This window comes from Serratia sp. MMO-28 (assembly GCF_037199905.1).
Classification (GTDB): domain Bacteria; phylum Pseudomonadota; class Gammaproteobacteria; order Enterobacterales; family Enterobacteriaceae; genus Chania; species Chania oryzae.
On sequence record NZ_JBBCVB010000009.1, the window covers coordinates 61,436 to 82,526 of the forward strand.

The window sequence follows — 21,091 nt, forward strand, 5'->3', positions numbered from 1 at the left end:
CCGACAATGAAGTTACTCCCCTTTGCCCGAGAAAAAATAGTGTAAAATATGCGTTTGGTCAATGTTTAAAATAATTACCCGGCGTTTGAGCGCTGTGCTCCGAGGCTGACGACAAAACCTTGCAATAGCATCTGGCTGAACGGGGTATTGCTGACCTGTTGTTGTTTTACCTGGTAGGCCTGCTGATTTTCTGGCTCCCGCTCGCTGAGCCAACTTAGATAGCGCTGCATGGCTGCCCCATCAAATTCCGGGTGGAATTGGGTGGTTAATGCGTTGTCCCCGTAACGCAGGATCTGGCACGCATCCTGCCGCGAGCGCGCCAGCACTTCGGCAGCGGGCGGCGGCGTCAGCACTGATTGTGAGTGAATCAGATTGGCTTTGAAACGCGGCGGCAGCGCCATCAGGCGCTTGTCATGGCTGGCTGTGGGGAGTAATTCGATCTCCAAGGTGCCCACTTCCATCCCTTGCGGGTGATAACCCACTTCTCCTCCCAGCGCATAGGCCAGAAGCTGATGGCCGTAGCACACGCCAAAAATTGGCAGCCTGATCTGCATCGCCTGGCGCAGCCACGCGGCGGCCTGTTCGCTCCATGGCAGTTGTTCTGTCACCATCGCCGGTGAACCGGTGATCACCACGCCGCAGTAATTTTCTGGTGGCAACAAGGGGTCACCGGCAGGAAGATGCACAATCTGCACGCGATCGGCGGCGATATTCCCCTGTTGCAAGAACATCTGGTCAAAGTTGGCCAATTCACGGCGAATGGCTTGCGGTGCGTCGCCAGTTTGCATTAACAGCAGCGGCTTCATCTTATTCTCCGTCTGCCGGGAATATCACACCGGTCTGACGACGGATTTCGGTCAGCAGGCGGGCGACGGCCAATGAGCGTTCCAAACCAGGGTGCTCGATCTGCCGCTGTTCCACCAACTCGGCAAAGGCTTCCGCCTCGTACAGCATGGTATTGATGTGCTGCGGTTGGGTCAGATCCTGCTGGCTGGCTCCGCGCGGCGTCAGCACCACTTTTTGATATTCAGAGATTTTCTCGATCACCAGCGTGCCGTCTTCCCCCTGGATCTCGCTGGGGATATCCGAGTTGCTGACTTTGGAATGGGTGATAGTCACGCCGAAGTCACCGTAGTTCAGGCAGACGGTGCCGTGCGCATCCACCCCGGTATCCAACAGTGACGCGCAGGCGAGCACCGATTGCGGCGCGCCGAACAGGGCCACCGCGTTGGCAACGCAGTAGTAGCCAATATCCATGATCGAACCGTTGGAGAACTGTGGATTAAAGGTATTGGGATTTTCACCGGCCAGATAGCGCGGATAGCGGGAGGAGTATTGGCAAAAGTTGAGCAGCGCTTTACGCAGCCGGCCGATTTTCGGCAAGGCCTGTTGCAGCAACAGAAAGTTCGGTAAATAGGCGCTTTTGAACGCTTCAAACAGCACCACCTGGTTTTGGCGCGCGCAGGCGATCAGCTTTTCCACTTGTTGTAGGTTGGAAGCGAGTGGTTTTTCGCAGATCACATGCTTTCTATGGCTGAGAAACAGCAGCGCCTGTGGGTAATGCAGGGAGTTGGGGCTGGCGATATATACGGCGTCGATCGCATCGGACTGGGCCAGCGCCTCAAGAGAATCGAAAAAATGTTCGATCGGATAACTGGCGCCAAATGCCCGCGCCTGTTCAAGGTTACGCGAGTAAATAGCGGTGAGCTTCATTTTGCCGCTCTCATGAGCCGCATCAATAAAGCGTTCCGTAATCCAGTTGGTGCCAATGACAGCAAAACGAATCATAGATAACTCCGGTTCCTGCAAACAAGTGGCTTAGTAAAGCAGATTATGACGCTGGCGAATGTGCTTAAAATCCCTATTTATTCATACAGTTCACCGAAAATTGACAGATGCGTCAGATACAGCCGGGTGTCAAACTCCAACTGGTGATAGCGGGGTTCCATATGGCAGCACAGGCTGTAGAAGGCTTTGTTATGATCTTTCTCTTTCAGGTGCGCCAGCTCATGCACCACGATCATGCGCAGAAAAGGTTCCGGGGCGTTTTTGAACACCGTCGCCACCCGGATCTCCGCTTTGGCCTTCAGTTTACCGCCCTGCACGCGAGAAATAGCGGTATGCATACCCAGCGCATGTTTCATCACCTGGATTTTGCTGTCGTAAGCCACCTTGCTCAGCGGTTGTGCATTGCGCAGATACTGGTTTTTCAGATCGAGTGTGAATTGATACAGCGATTTATCGGTGGTGCAGTCGTGCACCTGTGGGTAGCGCTCTAATAACGCCTTGCCCAGCCGCTGCTGCTGGATAAGCTGCTGCACCTGCGTTTGCAGATGTTCGGGGTAGCCTTGCAGGTAGGTCAACTCAGGCATGCTGTTCAGGATTCAATGGCCAAACGGGGCGGTTATTGTATGACGTTTTTTCGCGCAAATCCCGCAAACGGCAATTAATCCCAAAAAACATTTTACTGATGCGCATTTTTAAGGGATAAACAGCTCAATTTTTATCAGTCAGGAGGGGCAATGAGCCAACTCGATCTGGGAACACAGCAACTTGAGCTGGAGCGTTATCCCCAACAAGAAGAATCCACCCAACTGCAGGCGTGGGAAGCGGCGGATGAATATCTGCTGCAACAGCTTGAAAATATTGCCGTGGGCGAACGCCCGGTGCTGATTTTCAACGATCATTTCGGCACGCTGGCCTGCGCCTTGCACGCCCATAAGCCTTACAGCATCAGTGATTCCTACATGAATCAACTGGCGACACGCCATAATCTGGGGCTGAATGAACTGGATGTTGAACAGGTGACGCTGCTGGACAGCCTGGCAGATCTGCCTGCCAACCCGGCGGTGGTGCTGATGCGGGTGCCGAAAGCGTTGGCCTTGCTGGAGCAGCAACTGCGCGCGCTGCGCAAAGTGGTATCTGCCGATACGCTGATTATCGCCGGTGCCAAAGCGCGCGACGTGCATACCTCGACCATGCAGGTGTTCGAACGCATACTCGGCCCGACCCGCACCAGCCTGGCCTGGAAAAAGGCGCGCCTGATCTATTGCCAGGTGACCGACATCGTGCCACCACCCGCTCCGGAAACCACCAACTGGCTGCTCGACGGCACGGATTGGCTGATCCACAACCATGCCAACGTGTTTTCACGCGGCAGCCTGGATATCGGCGCGCGCCTGTTCCTGGAGCATTTACCGCAGGATCTGAGCGGCCATATCGTCGATCTTGGCTGTGGCAACGGCATTATTGGCATGAAAGCGCTGGTACAGAATCCAGACGCGCAGATGACCTTTATCGATGAGTCTTATATGGCGGTGGCGTCCAGCGAGCTGAATGTGGCGCATAACCTGCCGCAGGAGATGGATCGCTGTCAGTTTGAAGTGAACAACTCGCTGGCGGGCATTGAGCGTGAAAGTTTGCGGGCGGTGTTGTGCAACCCACCGTTCCACCAGCAGCATGCAATTACCGATCACACCGCCTGGCAGATGTTCTGCGACGCCAAGCGCTGCCTGCAAGTAGGGGGAGAGTTGCGCATCGTCGGCAACCGTCATCTGGATTATTACCAGAAGCTGAAACGCCTGTTTGGCAACTGTACCACCTTGGCGTCGAACCAGAAGTTTGTGATCCTCAAAGCGGTCAAGTCTGGCGCACGGCGTTAAGCCGCAGGGGCGCAGCTTTTTACTGCGCCCACTCTTTTACAGCGCCATCGCCAAGCGGGTTCCCTGATCGATAGCGCGGCGCGCATCCAACTCAGCGGCCACGTCGGCACCACCAATCAGATGCACGGTTTTCCCCATCGCCAACAGCGGCTGCTGTAATTCACGACGCGGTTCCTGCCCGGCGCAGATCACAATGGTATCTACCGCCAGGCAACTTTTCTGCTCGGCCCGCACGATGTGCAACCCCTGTTCATCAATGCGCTGATAGTTGACGCCGTTCAGCATCTTCACACCGCGCAGCAACAGGCTGGTGCGATGGATCCAACCGGTAGTTTTACCCAGGCCTTCACCCACTTTGCTGCTTTTACGCTGTAGCAGGAAGATCTGGCGTGGGGTGGCGGGCACCTGCGGCCCTTGGGCACTTAACCCTCCGCGCTGGCTGAGCTGCGAATCAATCCCCCACTCGCGGTTAAATGCCTGCTGATCCAGGCTGCTGGAGAGATCGTGCTGGCTGAGGTATTCGGCGGTATCGAAGCCGATCCCACCGGCACCAATGATCGCCACCCGCTGGCCGACCGGTTTTTTGTCACGTAGTACCTCGAGATAACTCAGCACGTTAGCCCGTTCAATACCGGGAATCTCCGGCATGCGCGGCACAATGCCGCAGGCGAGGATCACCTCGTCAAACTCGGCCAAATCCTGCGCTTGCACTTTTTGCCCCAGTTTCAGCGTCACCTCCAGCAGTGCTAACTGACGGCGGAAATAGCGCAGGGTTTCGTGGAACTCTTCTTTACCGGGGATCTGCTTGGCAATATTGAACTGCCCGCCGATCTCATCGGCAGCGTCAAACAGCGTGACCTGATGCCCACGGCTGGCGGCGGTCGTGGCGAACGCCAGCCCGGCGGGGCCTGCGCCGATCACGGCCAGCCGTTTGGCTTGCTCCGCCGCAATCAGCGGCATTTCGGTTTCGCGGCAGGCGCGCGGGTTCACCAGGCAAGAGGTGAGTTTGCCTTCGAAAATCTGGTCCAGACAGGCCTGATTGCAGCCGATACAGGTATTGATCTCGTCGGCACGGCCTTCGGCGGCTTTTTGCACAAAAGCCGCATCGGCCAGGAATGGGCGCGCCATGGAAACCATATCGGCACAGCCTTCCGCCAACACCTGTTCGGCCACCGCCGGGTCGTTGATGCGGTTAGTGGTGATCAGCGGAATGCCCACTTTGCCCATCAGCTTGCGCGTCACCCAACTAAACCCGGCGCGTGGCACCATAGTGGCAATGGTCGGGATACGGGCTTCATGCCAGCCGATGCCGGTATTGATCAGCGTGGCACCGGCCTGTTCGATCGCCACTGCGAGCTGTTCGATCTCCTGCCAGCTTGAGCCATCTTCCACCAGATCGAGCATGGAAAGGCGGTAGATCAGGATAAATTCTGGCCCCACCGCCTGGCGCACGGCGCGAACAATCTCTACCGCGAAACGCATGCGGTTACTGAAGCTGCCGCCCCATTGATCGCTACGCTGGTTGGTGCGCGCCACCAGAAATTGATTAATCAGGTAGCCTTCGGAACCCATCACCTCAACGCCGTCATAACCCGCCTGCTGCGCCAGTGCGGCACAGTGGGCGAAATCGGCAATGGTCTGTTCAACCTCTTCAACAGTCAGCGCCGTCGGGCTGAATGGGCTAATCGGAGCCTGCAGTGCGGAAGGGGCCACCGGCTGCGGCTGATAGCTGTAACGCCCGGCGTGCAGAATTTGCAGCGCGATTTTGCCGCCCGCTTGATGGACCGCCTCTGTAATGGTCCGGTGATGCGCGACCTGTTGCGGTTGATTCAACATTGCCGCTCCGCGTTGCACCACCCCTTTTTCATTGGGGGCGATGCCGCCGGTGACAATCAGGGCGACACCCGCGGCGGCACGTTCGGCATAGAATGCCGCCAGACGCTCCGGGCCATTGGGGAGTTCTTCCAGGCCTGTGTGCATTGATCCCATCAGCACCCGGTTTTTCAGGGTGGTGAAGCCGAGATCCAGCGGCGCCAGCAGGTGGGGGTATGCGCTCATTGCAGTCTCCAATGTCGTTATAGTTATAGGGGTTATCGAGTGGTCGGATGAGATAAATCTAGCCGTTGTCGGCAGCGTTGGGAACTAACGATGCGTTGAATGTGATAGATATCATGAATCTTTGCCGTTATTTGCGAATTGTACGTCACGCGGCTATCGTGCCAAGGATTTCAGTTTTCACCTGACTCAGATCTATACTTAGGATCGTTTTGTGTGATTTTGAGACTTTTGATATGACACCAGTGGTTAACGCTGCCGAGGTAATTTATTACAACGGCACTATCTTTACGGCGGATGCGGCAAACCGGGTTTGCAGTGCGTTGGCGATCGGGCAGGGATTCGTGCTAGCCGTCGGGGATGATGAGCAAGTGCTGGCGCTTGCGTCACCGGCGACCGAACGTATCGATCTGCAGGGTAAAATGATGATGCCGGGCCTGATCGACAGCCATATGCATCCGTTCTGGGGCGGCAAACAGCTTAAGGGCTGCAGCCTGCATTATGCGGCGCTGACGGTGGAGCAGACGTTGCAGCACATTCAGGCACACCTGGACAAATACCCGGCTCATGATGATAACGAATGGCTGACGGTGCGTGCCTGGCAGCGTCAGGCGATGATCCCGGTTGGGGCGGACATGAGCCGCGCCGTGTTGGATACCCTGAACACCCGCCGCCCGGTGGCGCTGTTCTCCAACGACTGCCACACCCTGGCGGCCAACAGCCGTGCGCTGCAAATGCTGGGGATCGATGAAAATACCCCAGTGCCGCCAGATGGCAAGATTGCCCGCGACGCCAACGGCCGACTGACGGGGATCCTGGAAGATGCGCCCGCAATGCGCGCCTTTGACAGCATTCCTTCCGGCACCGCGGAGCAGAACGTACAGATCGCGGCCCATGTGCAGCAGGTGTTGCATTTCCAAGGTGTTACCACCGTGATGGATACCCGCGTATTCGCCGAACAGCTGGCGGCCTTTGCCGCACTGCGCGATCGTGGCGAACTGACGCTACGGGTCCTCGGTGCCAAAGAAGTCACGCCAGACAGCGTGCAAGGGCCGGAAGACGCCGCCCGTGCGGTGCAAGACGTGGTCGCCTTCGCCAGGCAGTGGGGGGATAAAGAGTGGACGCCGCAAGCGGGTATTGCGGTTGACCATCTGAAACTGTTTGTGGATGGCGTGCTGCAGCCGCCGACCATGACTGCTGCGCTGCTGCAGCCGTATCGTGAGCATCAGGGGGAGGCGCAAAGTGAACGTTATGGCGATCTCTACTTCACCACGCCGGTGTTGAACGCGCTGGTAGTGGAATGTGGCCGCGCTGGCCTGCATCCGCACACCCATACGGTGGGCGATGGGGCGATCGAGCAGGTGCTGGACGCGGTAGAACTGATGCGTGCCGCTTGCCCTGGCAAGGATATCCGCCCCGGGCTGGCGCACAATGAACTGGTGGCTGCGCATCAGTACGCGCGTTTTGCCGAACTGGGTGCCACTGCGGTGCTGTCATTCCAGTGGGCCGGTTTGCCGGGCGTGCTGATTGACGAAGAGCGCGAAATGCTGGGTGAAGAGCGCTTCCCGCACTTGGAACCGGCGGCACGTTTTCTGGATGCCGGTGCGCGCGTGGCGTACGGCAGCGACTGGCCGATCGATCGGTTGGACGAATGGTACAACCTGCAGGTGGGGATGACGCGCCGCGCCTGGGACAGTGAAGGCCAACCTGCCGGGCCGCGTTTGGACAACGATCGTAACCTGACGCTGATCGAAACGCTGCGCGCCGCGACCATTGATGCAGCCTATATGATTGCCAAAGAGCAATACATCGGTTCGCTGGAAGTGGGCAAGTTTGCCGATGCGATCGTGCTGCAGCAAAACCTGTTCGAGCAGCCGGCCGAGGCGATTTACCAAACCCGCATTGAACGCACCCTTGTGGGGGGGCAGGTCGTTTACCAGGCATAACAGCCAGACGTGTCGCGGGCGGGAACGGTAACTCCAGCCATTCCCGCCCGATTAAAAAATAGAAAGCTGATTGTTAACTTCCCCGGCGCCTTGTCTTGTGCCAGTATTCGTTTCCTTAATTTTTACACAGCCAAAAAACGCTGATTAACGATGCAGTTTTGTGTCAGGAGATGATACGGTAATGCCGCAAAATATTCGGTTGCAACGAGTTCTTAAAACCCCTGCCTTGGTTGCGTTTGGCCTCGCCTATATGGTGCCGCTGGGCGTATTCACCACCTATGGTCAGGTTACCGTTTTGAGTCAGGGCCATTTGCCCGTCGCTTATCTGGTGACCATCGTCACCATTCTGTTTACCGCTTTGAGCTATTGCCGGATGACCAACGCCATGCCGTTGGCCGGATCGGCCTACTCTTATGTCCAACGCAGCTTTGGTGGTAAAACCGGTTTCTTGGTCGGCTGGGCGCAGATCCTCGATTATCTGTTCCTGCCTATGCTTAACTATTTGGTTTTAGGGATTTTCTTGCACGAGGCATTTCCGTCGATCCCTGCTTACGTGTTTATTCTGGCCTCCATCGGCAGCGTCAGCCTGTTGAATATTCTTGGGGTGCGCTTGCTGAGCTCCGTCAATTTCACGCTGATCGCCCTGCAGATGGTGTTTATCGTGCTGTTTATTGCGCTGGCATTCAGCGGAGCCGATCTCAGCCCAGAGGCGCTGATGAAGCCGCTGTTGGTGGATGCCGGTAATTTTTCTGGCCTGATCGCCGGTGCGGCAGTGCTGTGCCTGGCGTTTCTGGGCTTTGATGCCATTGCCACCATGGCCGAGGAAGCTGACGATGCCAAACGCACACTGCCGCGTGCCATATTGATCACCGTGATCAGCGCTGGAGCGATTTTTGTCGCTGTCTCTTACGCCGCCCATCTGGCGTATCCCGATTGGCAGGCGCTGATCCCTTATCAGGATACATCCAGCCTGATTATCTCCGAGCACGTGGGGGGGAAGTGGATGTATAACTTCTTTATGGCCACCTATCTCACCGGGGTTTACGCTTCGTCAATGACGGCGCAAACCGGCGTATCGCGTATCTTTTACGCCATGGGGCGTGAAGGGGTGCTGCCGCGCAGAGTGTTCTTCCATCTCCATGCCCGTTTCCACACGCCGTGGCGCGCGATTGTGTTCGTGGCCATCATCTCCCTGCTGGCGCTGTGGATGGATCTCAGCATGGTGGTGTCGATGATCAGCTTTGGCGCTTTGGGGGCATTCACCTTCGTGAACCTCAGCGTAATCAAACACTTTTTGGTGAATGAAAAACGCCGTGGGCTGAGGGCGATGTTCAAATACGGCCTGCTGCCGCTGATCGGTTTTGCCATGTGCATCTGGCTGTGGTTCAACTTGGATCCGGAAGCGCTGAAGGTCGGCTTTATCTGGCTGTTTGCCGGTTTTCTTTATCTGATGTGGCTGACCAAAGGGATGCGCCAGGATCCGCCAGCGGTTGCCCATGATGATATTTCTCATCTGATGGATTAATCAGCCCATGTTCTTGAAAGGCGATCCAATAGGGTCGCCTTTGCCTTGTTAACTTTCCTGAGAATGAATACATTCCAGCAGCACGCTGAAGGCCGCTGCCATCTGCTCTTCCGGAACACAGGCAAACCCCATCAGCAGGCCGCGCCGGGCGCTAGGTTGCATGTAATAGCGTGACAGCGCGCGCACCAGTACCCCACGTGCGCTGGCGGCGCTGGCAATGGCAACGTCGTCGGCATCGTTCGGCAGGTTGAGGATCAGGTGCAGCCCGGCATTGCTGTTGAACTCACTCAAGGCCTGTTTACCCAAGTGTTGCTCAATCAGCGCGGTAAGAAACGCGCGGCGTTTGGCATACAGCAAACGCATGCGGCGGATATGGGCCGTGTAGTGGCCTTCCTGAATAAACTGCGCCAGCGCCGCCTGGATCAACAAGTGCCCGCCGCGATACAGCTCGGCGTGGGCAATCTTGAATTCATTCATCAGCGGTTTCGGTAACACCATATAGCCCAGACGCAGCGCGGGATACAGCGTCTTGCTGAAGGTGCCGATATAAATGACCGGCGCATCGGCTTCTAACCCTTGCAGCGCCGGGATCGGCTGGCCTGAGAAGCGAAACTCGCTGTCATAATCATCTTCCACAATCCAGCTACCGGCATGGCGCGCCAGTGCCAGTAGCCGCTGGCGCCGTGCCAAACTCATTACTGAACCCAGCGGGTACTGATGCGAAGGGGTGACGAAAATCACCCGTGGCGCCCCCGTGTTTTGTTCCGCTGGCACCATACCCGCCTCATCCACTTCGCACGGGCAAATATTGACATCGTTGATGCGCAGAATATTGCGTATCCCCCAATAGCCCGGTTCCTCGATCCAGGCATCATCGCCTGGATTGCACAGCATCCGCGTCACCAGATCGATCGCCTGATGAATACCTTCGGTAATCAGGATCTGTTCCGGCGAGCAGCGCACCGAGCGGGCTACGCGCAGATAGTCCACCAGCGCATGTTGCAGTTCCGGGCTGCCACCCTGATTACTGTAGGTCAAACGCTGCGGCGTGGGGCGGCGGCTGATGCGCGCCTGGATCTTGCTGAAGATCTGGTGTGGGAAGGCATTAACGTCGGGCACGCCGGGAATAAAGGCGCCCCATTGCTTTGGGCTGGCGCTGGCGTGGTGCAGCAACGTGGCCCCGCGTTTTGACAGCTCAACGCGCCGTTGCTCACCACGCTCGCTCATCGGCTGGCTGGTGGTGGATAAATAACTGTCGGGCACCGTTTCTGCGACGAAGGTTCCACTTCCTTGGCGTGAAAGCACATATCCTTCGGCCAGAAGTTGTTCGTAAACGGTTAATACCGTGTTGCGTGACACACTGAGTTCCTGAGCCAGATCGCGCGACGCCGGTAAGCGGCTGGAAGGCGGTAGACTGCCGTCCAGAATACTGGTGCGGATCGCGTTATACAGCCGCTTATGTAGCTTATCAGCGGGCTGATCGCCGAGGCGCTGCAGCAACAGGTCACCACTCAATGAGCACAATTGGATCCCTCAATTAAACGTAACTGGCACTAGATTATAGGGCCACATCCTGTGTAAATAAACATCATTGTTTCACACTTGTGAACAAAGTTGATAACAGGCATAGCCCGGAGAGAACAAGATGAAAAACGCAGAACTGAATCAACGCCGCTTGGCGGCTACCCCGCGTGGCATCGGCGTGATGTGTGGTTATTACGCAGAGCGTGCTGAGAATGCCACGCTGTGGGACGTGGAAGGTAATGAGGTTATCGATTTCGCTTCAGGCATTGCTGTGCTCAATACCGGCCACCGCCACCCGAAAGTGGTTGCCGCCATTGAAAAACAGCTCAAGGCCTTCACTCATACCGCTTACCAGATCGTCCCCTATGAAAGCTATATCGCGTTGGCGGAGCGTATCAACCAGCGTGCGCCGATCGACGGGGCCTGTAAAACCGCCTTCTTCACCACCGGGGCGGAAGCGGTGGAAAACGCGGTGAAAATTGCCCGCGCCTATACCGGCCGCCCGGGGCTGATCACCTTCGGCGGCGGCTTCCATGGCCGTACTTATATGACTATGGCGCTGACCGGCAAAGTGGCTCCTTACAAACTGGGTTTTGGCCCATTCCCTGGCTCGGTGTTCCACGGCCAGTATCCGAATGCGTTACACGGCGTCAGCACCGAAGACGCGATGAACAGCCTGGAGCGCATTTTTAAAGCCGACATCGATCCTAAACAGGTGGCAGCGATTGTGCTGGAGCCGGTGCAGGGCGAGGGCGGTTTCAATATCGCACCGCCGGAATTTATGCAGGCGTTGCGCACGCTGTGCGATCAGCACGGCATTCTGCTGATTGCCGATGAAGTGCAGAGCGGTTTTGCCCGCACCGGCAAGCTGTTCGCGATGGAGCACTACGCGGTGAAACCCGATCTGATCACCATGGCAAAAAGCCTGGCGGGGGGGATGCCGCTGTCGGCGGTGGCGGGCCGCGCCGAGGTGATGGACGCTCCGGCTCCAGGTGGGCTGGGCGGCACCTATGCCGGTAACCCGCTGGCGGTGGCTGCGGCGTTGGCGGTTTTGGAAGTGATCGAAGAAGAACAGCTGTGCCAGCGCTCGCAGCGCTTGGGTCAACATTTGGTGGAAGTGCTGCAGCAGGCGCGTAAACAGTGCCCGGCAATTGCCGATATCCGTGCCAAGGGCTCAATGGTGGCGGTGGAGTTCAACGATCCGGCCACGGGCAAACCATCGCCGGAATTTACCCGTGAAGTGCAGCAAAAGGCCCAGGAAGCAGGGCTGCTGCTGCTCAGCTGTGGTGTGTATGGCAACGTGATCCGTTTCCTGTATCCACTGACCATTCCTGATGCCCAGTTTAACCAGGCGCTGGCGATCCTTTCCCGCGCATTGGTCCAATAAGGAGCAAGAACGATGAAACTACACAACCCCGAGCTGCTGCGCAGTCAGTGCCTGATTAACGGTGAATGGTGCGATGCGCGCAGCGGCAAGCGTGAAGCGGTGATCAACCCGGCCACCGGTGCAGAACTGACCACTGTTCCGCTGGTGAGCGCGGAAGAAACCCAGCAGGCGATTGCCGCCGCGCAGCAGGCACAAATCGGCTGGAAGCAACTGACGGCCAAACAGCGTTCAGCGTTGCTGCTGGCCTGGGCCGATAAAGTGATGGCGGCGCAGGAAGATCTGGCGCAGCTGATGACCGCCGAGCAGGGTAAATCGTTGGCCGAAGCGCGCGGTGAGGTGGCTTATGCCGCCTCGTTTATCACCTGGTTTGCCGAAGAGGCCAAGCGCGTCGACGGCGCAGTATTACAGGCGCCGCTGGCGTCACAGCGGCTGGTGGTGGTGAAGCAGCCGATCGGCGTCTGCGCGGCGATTACCCCGTGGAACTTCCCGGCGGCGATGATTACCCGCAAGGCCGCCCCGGCGTTGGCGGCGGGTTGCACCATGATCGTCAAACCGGCTGAACAGACGCCGCTGACCGCCTTGGCGTTGGCCAAGCTGGCCCAGGATGCCGGTATTCCGGCGGGCGTGTTGCAGGTAGTGACCGGCGAGCCGGCTCAGGTTGGCAAAGTGCTGTGCGACAGCCCGGTGGTACGCAAGCTGAGCTTTACCGGTTCGACCGAAGTGGGGCGCATTCTGATGGCGCAGTGCGCGCCGACGATTAAAAAGCTTTCACTTGAACTGGGTGGTAACGCGCCGGTGATTGTCTTTGATGATGCCAATCTGGATGCCGCGGTGGCGGGCATTATGGCGTCAAAATTCCGCAACAGCGGCCAGACCTGCGTATGCGCCAACCGGATCTACGTACAGGACGGCATTTACGATCGCCTGGTGGATAAGCTGGTGGCCGCCGTCGAGCAACTGAAAGTGGGCGACGGCGCGCAGGAAGGCACCACTCAGGGGCCGCTGATCGACCAAGGTGCCGTGGAAAAAGTGCAGAGCCACATTGATGATGCGCTGATCAAAGGGGCACAGATTGCTACCGGCGGGCAGCCGCATGCGCTAGGCCGTACCTTCTTCCAGCCGACGGTGGTGACCGGTGTGACGCAGCAAATGCGCTTTGCCAAAGAAGAGACCTTCGGCCCTGTTGCGCCACTGTTCCGTTTTCATGACGAAGCAGAAGCCATCGCGATGGCTAACGATACCGAATTCGGCCTGGCAGCCTATCTGTTCACCCAGAATGCGGCACGCCAGTGGCGGGTGCCGGAAGCCTTGGAATACGGCATGGTCGGCATTAACACAGGGCTGATTTCCAACGAAGTCGGGCCGTTTGGCGGCATCAAACAGTCAGGGCTCGGGCGTGAAGGATCGCGTTACGGCATTGAAGAATATCTGGAGCTGAAATACCTGTGTATCGATGTGAGCTGTTAACCCCCTGGACTTCAACACTTCCCGGTGGCCAGCGCCACCGGGATACAAAGGATAAACCATGTCTTCCGAAAACATCTCTATTTCTCCGGCGATTGCCGCCGGGGAGCGGGCATCTGCACCCGCCAAATCATTGAGTTTCCTCGAAGGTGTGGCGATGATCGTTGGCACCAACATCGGCGCTGGCGTTCTCTCCATCGCCTACGCCTCCAGCAAGGCGGGCTATTTACCCCTGTTGTTCTGGCTGGTGCTGGTCGGTTGCCTGACCACCATTACCATGCTTTACGTGGCTGAATCGACTCTGCGCACCCGAGCGCACCTGCAACTGAGCGGGCTGGCCCGGCGCTATGTCGGCGGCTTTGGCTCCTGGCTGATGTTCGCTTCCGTCTGTGTCAACAGCGTAGGCGCACTCACCGCCTATATGACCGGCAGCGGCAAACTGCTGCAATCCCTGCTCGGTATTTCCCCCGCCCTCGGTAGCCTGTTGTTCTTTATCCCGGCAGCACTGGTGCTGTATCTCGGCCTGAAAGCCATTGGCCGCGGTGAGAAATTTATCAGCATCGGCATGGTGGTGATGATTGCCACCCTGGTGGCCGCGACGCTGCTGAAAGAAACCACTCAGATGCGTAATCTGCTGGACGGCGACTGGCGCTTTATGGTGCCGGTGTTCAGCGTGGTGGTGTTCTGTTTTTCCGCGCAGTACATAGTGCCTGAAATGGCGCGTGGCTTTGCGGACAAGCCAGCGCAACTGCCAAAAGCGATTATCGTCGGTATGGCAATCACTTTCGTGTTGCTGGCGGCGGTGCCGTTGTCGGTGATAGCCCTTAGCGGGTTGGATAATATTTCCGACGTTGCCACCATTTCCTGGGGCCAGGCGCTCGGGCAATGGGCCTTCTTTTCGGCCAACATCTTTGCGCTGTGCGCAATGTTGACCTCCTATTGGGGATTGGGCGGCAGTTTCCTGACCAATATTTTCGATAAGTTCCGCCTGGGGGATGATGAGCAGCCTTTCCGCCGTTTCAGCGTGCTGTTGCTGGTGGTGGTACCGCCGTTTGCTCTGGCCTACAGCGGCCTGGTTTCCTTCGTTAATGCGCTGTATTTCGCTGGAGTTTTCAGCGGCGTGATCCTGTCGATTATGCCGATGCTGATCCTGCGTGGAGCGCGTGCATCTGGCGATCAACAGCCGCTCTGGCAGTGTAGCTGGATCACCCATCCCATTCTGCAAGTGAGCATCGTTCTGCTGTATATGGGCGGTGCGGTGTACGCCATTGCCTCGTTATTGGGTTACCTGCCTGCCGGGTGGTGATGTTTTCCCAATAGCGATGCTGTGTCTCTCTGCGTTGAGAAAGGCGGTGCTGTGGCCGTAATGTCAGTCAGTTGAGCGAAAGCTTTACTAGCATACGGCCAATAGTGCTCAAGGTTGTGATTATCTCTGATTTATGTTTTAAGGGCGGAATCACTGCTGAGTGCTGAACAGGTGGTTTAAAATAGATACGAATCGTTCGATTTGACAATGATGAGTTATCGAGCCATTTTCAATGTATATGATTGTCGCTTTTTAAGTGCGCCATTGGTTTTTAATTATGAAAGACTCAAGTGTTAAATTAATTATTATAAATTTAACACTAACAGGGAGTTAAAAGATGAGTAATCCATACAAAGAATGTCCAACGTATGAAACATCAAATTTTATAATACGTCTTATCTCAGAGAATGATGCGGAAGGTTTGTTGAAATGTTATTCGGATGTGAATTCCAGATCATTGTTTAATTCAGATAGGTGCATGGGCGGTTTCAATTTTAATACGATAGAGGAAATGAAAGATGCAATCATAGGCTGGTTGGATTGCTATGAGCGTGAGGAGTTCATAAGGTATTCAATTGTGAATAGAGATACCGGTCTTGCAGTTGGTACAATAGAAATGTTTGCAACGGTTAATGATTATAAAGTTAGCTCAGGTATTTTGAGGTTAGATATATCATCAGAATATGAGACGGAAATGTATTTAACAGAAGTTTTTGCTGTGTGTTCTAAGCATTTTTTTGATACGTTCAGTGTTGAAGAAATAGTTACCAAAGCTATTCCAGTAGCTGAAGTAAGGATAAACTCTCTGTTAGAACTTGGGTTTACAAAGTATGAGTCTCCAGATAGAGAGCATTATTATGTATTGTCTAAATAGCTCCCCCTTTTAAACGGGGAGTATTCTCATCTGACCCAGAAAGCAGCAAATACTCTGGGCCAGTGCAGATACCTTCATCAAAGGGGAATTTGTCAGCTAGCCAAGCATGGGGCGCTAGCTCCGCATTTTTTCCGGCAGCGCCAGCCAGGCCTGCACCGAAGGGCGTTGCCACTGCTGTTGTGCATAACGACGCAGATTTTCCGGCACTTCGTCACCATGTATCACCAACCGGTTGAGCATCAAGGCCAGATCGGTATCCGCGATGCACCACTCGCCAAACAGATGATCCTGACCGTGGCTCAGCAGCTTTTCCGCTGCGGCGATCAGCTTCTGCGCTGCCTGCTGGGCCGCCGCACTCAGCGGGGCAAATTTACCCTGGCTGAAAATCACCTCTGTCGGGCGTTCTGCGCGCAGCGGCAGCAGATCGCTACGCAGCCAGGCCTGTATCTCGCGTGCTTTGGCGCGCTGTTTGACATCACGCGGATAGACCGGATGGGCAGGGTGTGTCTCTTCCAGATATTCATCAATGGCGGAAGATTCGGAAAGGTGAAAACGACCTATCACCAGCGTGGGCACGCGCTGGGTCAGAGACAGCGCGCCGTAGGCTCGGCTCTGGTTTTCTCCCTGCGATAAGTCCACCGGCTTAAGCGTAAAGGGGATTCCCTTCTCGGTCAGGGTGACAAAGGCCGACATAGCGTAAGGGCTGAAAAAGTGTGCGTCTGTATAAAGTACCGCGGCCGATGGATTCATGGCTGCTCCTGGTGATTGACGAGGAACTCAATCATTGGTGAAAAATAAACCCAAATCAAGGCACTGCGCTGATGATAAAAAGTAATACGGCATTAGGCCGATTAATGGAATAACTACGCATCACTGACTAACACAATGCCTAGCCGATCGATCAAACCGACGATCTGTTGGCTATCCAGTTGCACGCCTTCCAGGTCAACCTGGCGGATATCTAAATCACCCAGCTCTGAACCGGTAAGATCGCAGTGATTGAACGTGGCGGCCCGCCAGTCGAAATGGTTGAATTCACCGCCGGAAAGATCGGAGCCGATAAAGCTGGCGCCGAGCACGTTGGCACCGTTCCAGCGGTTTTCCCACAGCTCACATTTTTCCAGCACCACCTTGGCGAAATTGGCATAGCTCAGGTTGCTTTTGGTGATAAAGGCGCTGCAAAAGTAGCTGCGCTGAGAAATCATGTTCATAAAGTTGGCACCGCGGAAATCGGCCCCTTGCACCTTACATTCACGGATCTCCAAACCTAATGCGCTGGTATTCCTGAAATCCGCCAGAGAAAGATCGCAGCTTTTGAAGCTGGCATCTTTCAGCACTGCACGATTGAAGGAACAGCCGATCTGCGTGGCGTCATCATAGAACAGGCAGCCGATAAACTGGCTATCGGTCAGATCGGCCCCCGAAAAATCACAGTTAAGGAACTTGCCGTTAGTGATGGTTTCACCACGAAAGCGATCGCGCTCGATCCGCGTGGATTGCAAGACTATGGGTTGCATCTGATTACCTGTTTTTTTATACAGCTTTTAGGATAATACCTGAGATAACAGGTAATGGAAATCCCTATCAGACGGTTAAAAACGGGCGGTTTTTATATTCAATAAGAATATCGTGTGGAATGGTATTATTTGGATTAGTGAGATTGCTTTATTATTACAAACTAAACTATAAATTTTTTACTCATGCTATGTGTATTTTTATAGTATTCTCTTTCTATATTCTTGCTTGGGTTATTTAATCGTTATTTTCAGTGGTAAAATTAAGTGATCGCGATCTTATTCTGGTAAAAAAAAGAGCAAGGTAAGTGTTTTTTATATAAATTGGTTAAGTGGAAAACTCTAACCGTTTGACGTGGAGGCACTTTATGGCGCTTTTAGATGAGTTGTATAGTCTTTCAGCCAAGATCAAACAGCAGGCTGCAGTTATTCAGACAGAAGAAGCGACAAAAAGTGCTTTTGTTATGCCTTTCATCAATAGGGTACTGGGCTATGATGTGTTTGACCCCACGGAGGTGACACCTGAATTTATTTGTGATGTCGGAACCAAGAAAGGCGAGAAAATAGATTACGCCATTTTAAAAAATGGTGAGATACAAATCCTGGTTGAATGTAAAAAAATCGGTGAACCGCTGAATGTCAATCATGCGTCACAGTTATTTAGATACTTCCATGTCACCAACGCAAGAATATCTATTTTAACCAATGGGCAGATCTATAAGTTTTTCACCGATCTTGATGCGCCAAACAAGATGGATGAAAAGCCGTTCTTGGAGTTAGACCTGTTGGACATCGATGAAAACGTGGTTCCTGAGATCGTGAAGCTTACGAAGTCAGCATTTGATGTAGAATCAATAGTTAACGCCGCTGGAGAATTAAAATACGTCAGCCAGATCAAGAAAATATTCTCCACGCAGTTTACGAATCCAGAAGAGGACTTCGTAAAGTTTTTTGCCTCCAGGGTTTATGATGGCATGCTGACACTGAAGGTGCGTGAGTTATTTGCCACCTTAACGAAGAAAGCGGCCAGTCAATGGCTGAATGACCAAGTCAACGAACGCCTGAAGTCGGCGATCAGCGGTGGCTCTCATCCGCAATCCATCTTGAATAATGAGCCGAAGGAAGAGAGCGCTGAGCCGGTAGCCGTGCCGCTCCCAGAGCCTGACAGCATTGTCACGACTGAAGATGAGATTGAAGGGTTTCATATCGTGAAATCTATCATTCGCACCGTCGTTGAGCCTTGCAGAATTTCTCATCGAGATACCAAGAGCTATTTTGGCATATTGCTTGATGATAATAATAGAAAGCCGATTTGCCGATTACATTTCAATCGCAACCAAATGTATCTTGGCCTGTTTGATGCCGACAAGAAAGAAACCCGGCATCCGATAGATACAGTAGATGATATTTACTCGCATGCTGAGCATATTATATCTACTGCTGAAAGCTACCATTAATCGAGGTTTGGCCAGGTTTCTCTGGCCAACTCATTAGCAAAAATAATATTTCACACCGTTTATTGACTTTCCGGGAGCGTTATATTCACAGAATAGGGCAGAAGAGAGTTCTCCTCCCAGCAATAAGCTGAAAAAGGCCTTGCAGAATAAGCGCCTATAAATCATTATTGAAACGTTGTTTCACTTCCAATCTTCAGGCTAATTTTGAACTTACCTGCGGCACTGCGCCAGAGCGTGACCAAAACGCATTGGTATGCCAAACGAAAAAGCTATCGGGTGCTCTTCTGGCGCGAGATTACCCCGTTGGCGCTGCCAATCTTTCTAGAAAATACCTGCGTATTGCTGATGGGGGTGCTGAGCACGTTCCTGGTGAGCTGGCTCGGTAAAGAGGCGATGGCGGGGGTTGGCCTGGCAGACAGCTTCAACATGGTGGTTATGGCCTTTTTCGCCGCGGTCGATCTGGGGACTACGGTGGTAGTGGCCTTTAGCCTCGGCACGCGGGATCGCAAGCGGGCAAGGGCGGCGGCGCGACAGTCGCTGGTGCTGATGACCGCGTTGGCGTTATTGCTGGCGGTGGCGATCCACCTGGCTGGTGAAGCGATTATCAACGTGATTGCCGGTGAGGCTACGCCCGAGGTGAAGGCGCTGGCGCTGTCTTATCTGCAAACCACGGTGTGGAGTTACCCGGCGGCGGCGATTGCGCTGATTGGCAGCGGGGCACTGCGTGGCGCGGGGAATACCAAGATCCCGCTGCTGCTCAATGTCGGCATGAATATCCTCAATATTCTGATCAGCAGCACGCTGATCTATGGTCTGTTTAGCTGGGATGGGCTGGGCTTTGTTGGCGCTGGCCTGGGATTAACCATTTCCCGCTATATTGGCGCTGTTGGCATTATTTATGTGCTGATGATCGGCCTGAATCCGGCGCTGCGTATCACGTTGAAGAGCTATTTCACCCCGCTCGACAGCAATATTCTGCGTGACGTGCTGGGGATTGGCATTCCTGCCAGTATTGAGTCGGTGCTGTTCAACTGCGGAAAATTACTGACGCAGATGTTTGTTGCCGGTATGGGCACCAACGTGATCGCCGGTAACTTTATTGCCTTTTCCATTGCTGGGCTGATTAACCTGCCTGGCAGTGCCTTGGGTTCGGCGTCGACCATTATTGTCGGCAAGCGTTTGGGCAAAGGGCAGATCGCCCAGGCCGAGCAGCAATTGCGTTACATCTTCTGGTTGGCAACCATTGGCTTGACGGTGTTGGCTTGGGGCACCGCCCCCTTTGCCGGGCTGTTTGCCTCTTTCTATACCCAAGAAGAAGACGTGAAAGAGGTGGTGAAAATTTTGATCTGGCTGAACGCGGCGTTTATGCCGATCTGGGCGGCCTCCTGGGTATTACCCGCCGGGCTGAAAGGTGCGCGCGACGCTCGCTTCACCATGTGGGTTGCCATGTTGGGCATGTGGGGCTGCCGTGTGGTGGCCGGTTATACCTTGGGCGTGTTGCTCGGTATGGGCGTGGTCGGGGTCTGGCTGGGGATGTTCAGTGATTGGGCGGTGCGCGGGGCATTCTTCTATTGGCGTATGGCCAGCGGGCGCTGGCTGTGGAAGTACCCGCGCGCCAAGAGAAACCTGCCCGCGGGGATCGAGCAGGCTGAATAAGCAATGCAGGTGAACTGCGCCTGCATTGAACCCATTTACGCCACCTCGGGGATTTCTTCGTCGATGCTGACAAACAGGCGCGCATAAGCAGTTTCACCGAGCACCTGAAAAACGTGGAACTTTTGCTCCAACAGTAGAATGCCAAACACCTGCAAATCGCCCAACACTCTGATCTCTACCGGGGCCAACTGTGAACCCTGTTTGCCAAAGACGCTATTAAGGTGGTTCATCTCAACCATCAGCACATTGATGCCGTGTACGCGGGCAGGGACCTTTCCCGTGTTCCATTCTTCTGGCGTCAGGACGTAATAGCGCCAGCCTGCGTTTTTCAATGCTTCGATAATATAGGTCAGCCGATGCAAATCTGGCTGCTGCTCAATGGGGTCTACCCAGGAAAAATAGAGATATTGCACCCGCTCATACAACCTGCTTTGCATACCTAATTGGCGCCCGCGTGCGATCAGCCAGGCGATTTCTGGCGCGACTTGCTTGGTAAAGCGTTTCTGCTTTTGTGCCGTCACCAGCCAACGCAGCAGAAACACATGGCCGTCTAAGAAAGATGTCACCTTCCCATCCTGTTCGGCCAGCTTCATGGCGACCTGGGCACAAAAGGCGAAGTGGGCTAATTCCCTGTTTTTATTATCGATATCAGTCATGGCAAATACCGTAAAAGAAGAACCATCATGGTTGAAAATAGACTTTAGGGCGGATCCCCAGCCTC

Annotated in this window: 17 protein-coding genes; 9 read left to right on the top strand and 8 right to left on the bottom strand. The window is 54.8% G+C overall.

The features are described 5' to 3' along the window. Positions 1-74: 74 nt before the first annotated feature. From WG891_RS09980 to WG891_RS09990, 3 genes are all read right to left on the bottom strand, one after another. On the bottom strand, positions 75-806 hold the full coding sequence (locus WG891_RS09980; protein ID WP_337262674.1) for a glutamine amidotransferase: 732 nt from the start codon (positions 804-806) through the stop codon (positions 75-77). 1 nt (position 807) lies between these two features. Continuing rightward, a complete protein-coding gene (locus WG891_RS09985) occupies positions 808-1,788 on the bottom strand; it encodes a Gfo/Idh/MocA family protein (protein WP_337262673.1) in 981 nt (326 codons plus the stop codon). Positions 1,789-1,865: 77 nt separating this feature from the next. Beyond that, entirely contained in the window at positions 1,866-2,372 is a 507-nt protein-coding gene (locus tag WG891_RS09990; protein ID WP_337262672.1) for a M48 metallopeptidase family protein, read from the bottom strand. Between the two features lie 150 nt (positions 2,373-2,522). On the opposite strand from WG891_RS09990, the gene rlmG reads away from it, so the two are divergent. Next, positions 2,523-3,662, top strand: a complete 1,140-nt coding sequence (rlmG, locus tag WG891_RS09995) for a 23S rRNA (guanine(1835)-N(2))-methyltransferase RlmG (protein WP_337262671.1) — start codon at positions 2,523-2,525, stop codon at positions 3,660-3,662. A 36-nt stretch (positions 3,663-3,698) separates the two neighbouring features. Here the strand turns inward: rlmG and WG891_RS10000 are convergent, their stop codons facing one another. Further along, complete coding sequence (locus WG891_RS10000) at positions 3,699-5,720, bottom strand: NADPH-dependent 2,4-dienoyl-CoA reductase (RefSeq protein ID WP_337262670.1); 2,022 nt, start codon at positions 5,718-5,720, stop codon at positions 3,699-3,701. A 233-nt stretch (positions 5,721-5,953) separates the two neighbouring features. Between WG891_RS10000 and WG891_RS10005 the strand changes: the two genes are divergently transcribed. Together WG891_RS10005 and WG891_RS10010 are read left to right on the top strand one after the other, a co-directional pair. After that, a complete protein-coding gene (locus tag WG891_RS10005; protein ID WP_337262669.1) occupies positions 5,954-7,663 on the top strand; it encodes an amidohydrolase in 1,710 nt (569 codons plus the stop codon). Between the two features lie 181 nt (positions 7,664-7,844). After that, entirely contained in the window at positions 7,845-9,188 is a 1,344-nt protein-coding gene (locus WG891_RS10010) for an APC family permease (RefSeq protein WP_337262668.1), read from the top strand. A 48-nt stretch (positions 9,189-9,236) separates the two neighbouring features. On the opposite strand, the gene pdxR is transcribed toward WG891_RS10010, so the two are convergent. Beyond that, complete coding sequence (pdxR, locus tag WG891_RS10015; RefSeq protein WP_337262667.1) at positions 9,237-10,712, bottom strand: MocR-like pyridoxine biosynthesis transcription factor PdxR; 1,476 nt, start codon at positions 10,710-10,712, stop codon at positions 9,237-9,239. Between the two features lie 121 nt (positions 10,713-10,833). Between pdxR and WG891_RS10020 the strand changes: the two genes are divergently transcribed. From WG891_RS10020 to WG891_RS10035, 4 genes are all read left to right on the top strand, one after another. Further along, a complete protein-coding gene (locus WG891_RS10020; RefSeq protein WP_076941862.1) occupies positions 10,834-12,099 on the top strand; it encodes a 4-aminobutyrate--2-oxoglutarate transaminase in 1,266 nt (421 codons plus the stop codon). A gap of 12 nt (positions 12,100-12,111) precedes the next feature. Further along, complete coding sequence (locus WG891_RS10025) at positions 12,112-13,566, top strand: NAD-dependent succinate-semialdehyde dehydrogenase (protein WP_076941863.1); 1,455 nt, start codon at positions 12,112-12,114, stop codon at positions 13,564-13,566. Between the two features lie 58 nt (positions 13,567-13,624). Continuing rightward, the gene (locus WG891_RS10030) at positions 13,625-14,869 is read left to right on the top strand and encodes an aromatic amino acid transport family protein (RefSeq protein ID WP_076941864.1); all 1,245 of its coding nucleotides are present in this window, start codon (positions 13,625-13,627) and stop codon (positions 14,867-14,869) included. A 337-nt stretch (positions 14,870-15,206) separates the two neighbouring features. Next, positions 15,207-15,743, top strand: a complete 537-nt coding sequence (locus tag WG891_RS10035) for a GNAT family N-acetyltransferase (RefSeq protein ID WP_337262666.1) — start codon at positions 15,207-15,209, stop codon at positions 15,741-15,743. 114 nt (positions 15,744-15,857) lie between these two features. On the opposite strand, the gene yfcF is transcribed toward WG891_RS10035, so the two are convergent. Both yfcF and WG891_RS10045 read right to left on the bottom strand, forming a co-directional pair. Beyond that, positions 15,858-16,493 carry a glutathione transferase gene (gene yfcF / locus WG891_RS10040; protein ID WP_337262665.1) on the bottom strand — a complete coding sequence of 212 codons (636 nt, stop codon included), beginning with the start codon at positions 16,491-16,493 and terminating at the stop codon, positions 15,858-15,860. 113 nt (positions 16,494-16,606) lie between these two features. Then, positions 16,607-17,260 carry a Qnr family pentapeptide repeat protein gene (locus WG891_RS10045; RefSeq protein WP_337262664.1) on the bottom strand — a complete coding sequence of 218 codons (654 nt, stop codon included), beginning with the start codon at positions 17,258-17,260 and terminating at the stop codon, positions 16,607-16,609. A gap of 365 nt (positions 17,261-17,625) precedes the next feature. Between WG891_RS10045 and WG891_RS10050 the strand changes: the two genes are divergently transcribed. Then, a complete protein-coding gene (locus tag WG891_RS10050; protein WP_337262663.1) occupies positions 17,626-18,714 on the top strand; it encodes a type I restriction endonuclease in 1,089 nt (362 codons plus the stop codon). 204 nt (positions 18,715-18,918) lie between these two features. After that, positions 18,919-20,370 carry an EmmdR/YeeO family multidrug/toxin efflux MATE transporter gene (locus WG891_RS10055; RefSeq protein WP_443006132.1) on the top strand — a complete coding sequence of 484 codons (1,452 nt, stop codon included), beginning with the start codon at positions 18,919-18,921 and terminating at the stop codon, positions 20,368-20,370. A gap of 35 nt (positions 20,371-20,405) precedes the next feature. On the opposite strand, the gene WG891_RS10060 is transcribed toward WG891_RS10055, so the two are convergent. Further along, positions 20,406-21,026 (bottom strand): DUF2913 family protein, encoded by a 621-nt coding sequence (locus tag WG891_RS10060; RefSeq protein WP_337262662.1) that lies wholly within the window; start codon positions 21,024-21,026, stop codon positions 20,406-20,408. Positions 21,027-21,091 lie beyond the last annotated feature (65 nt).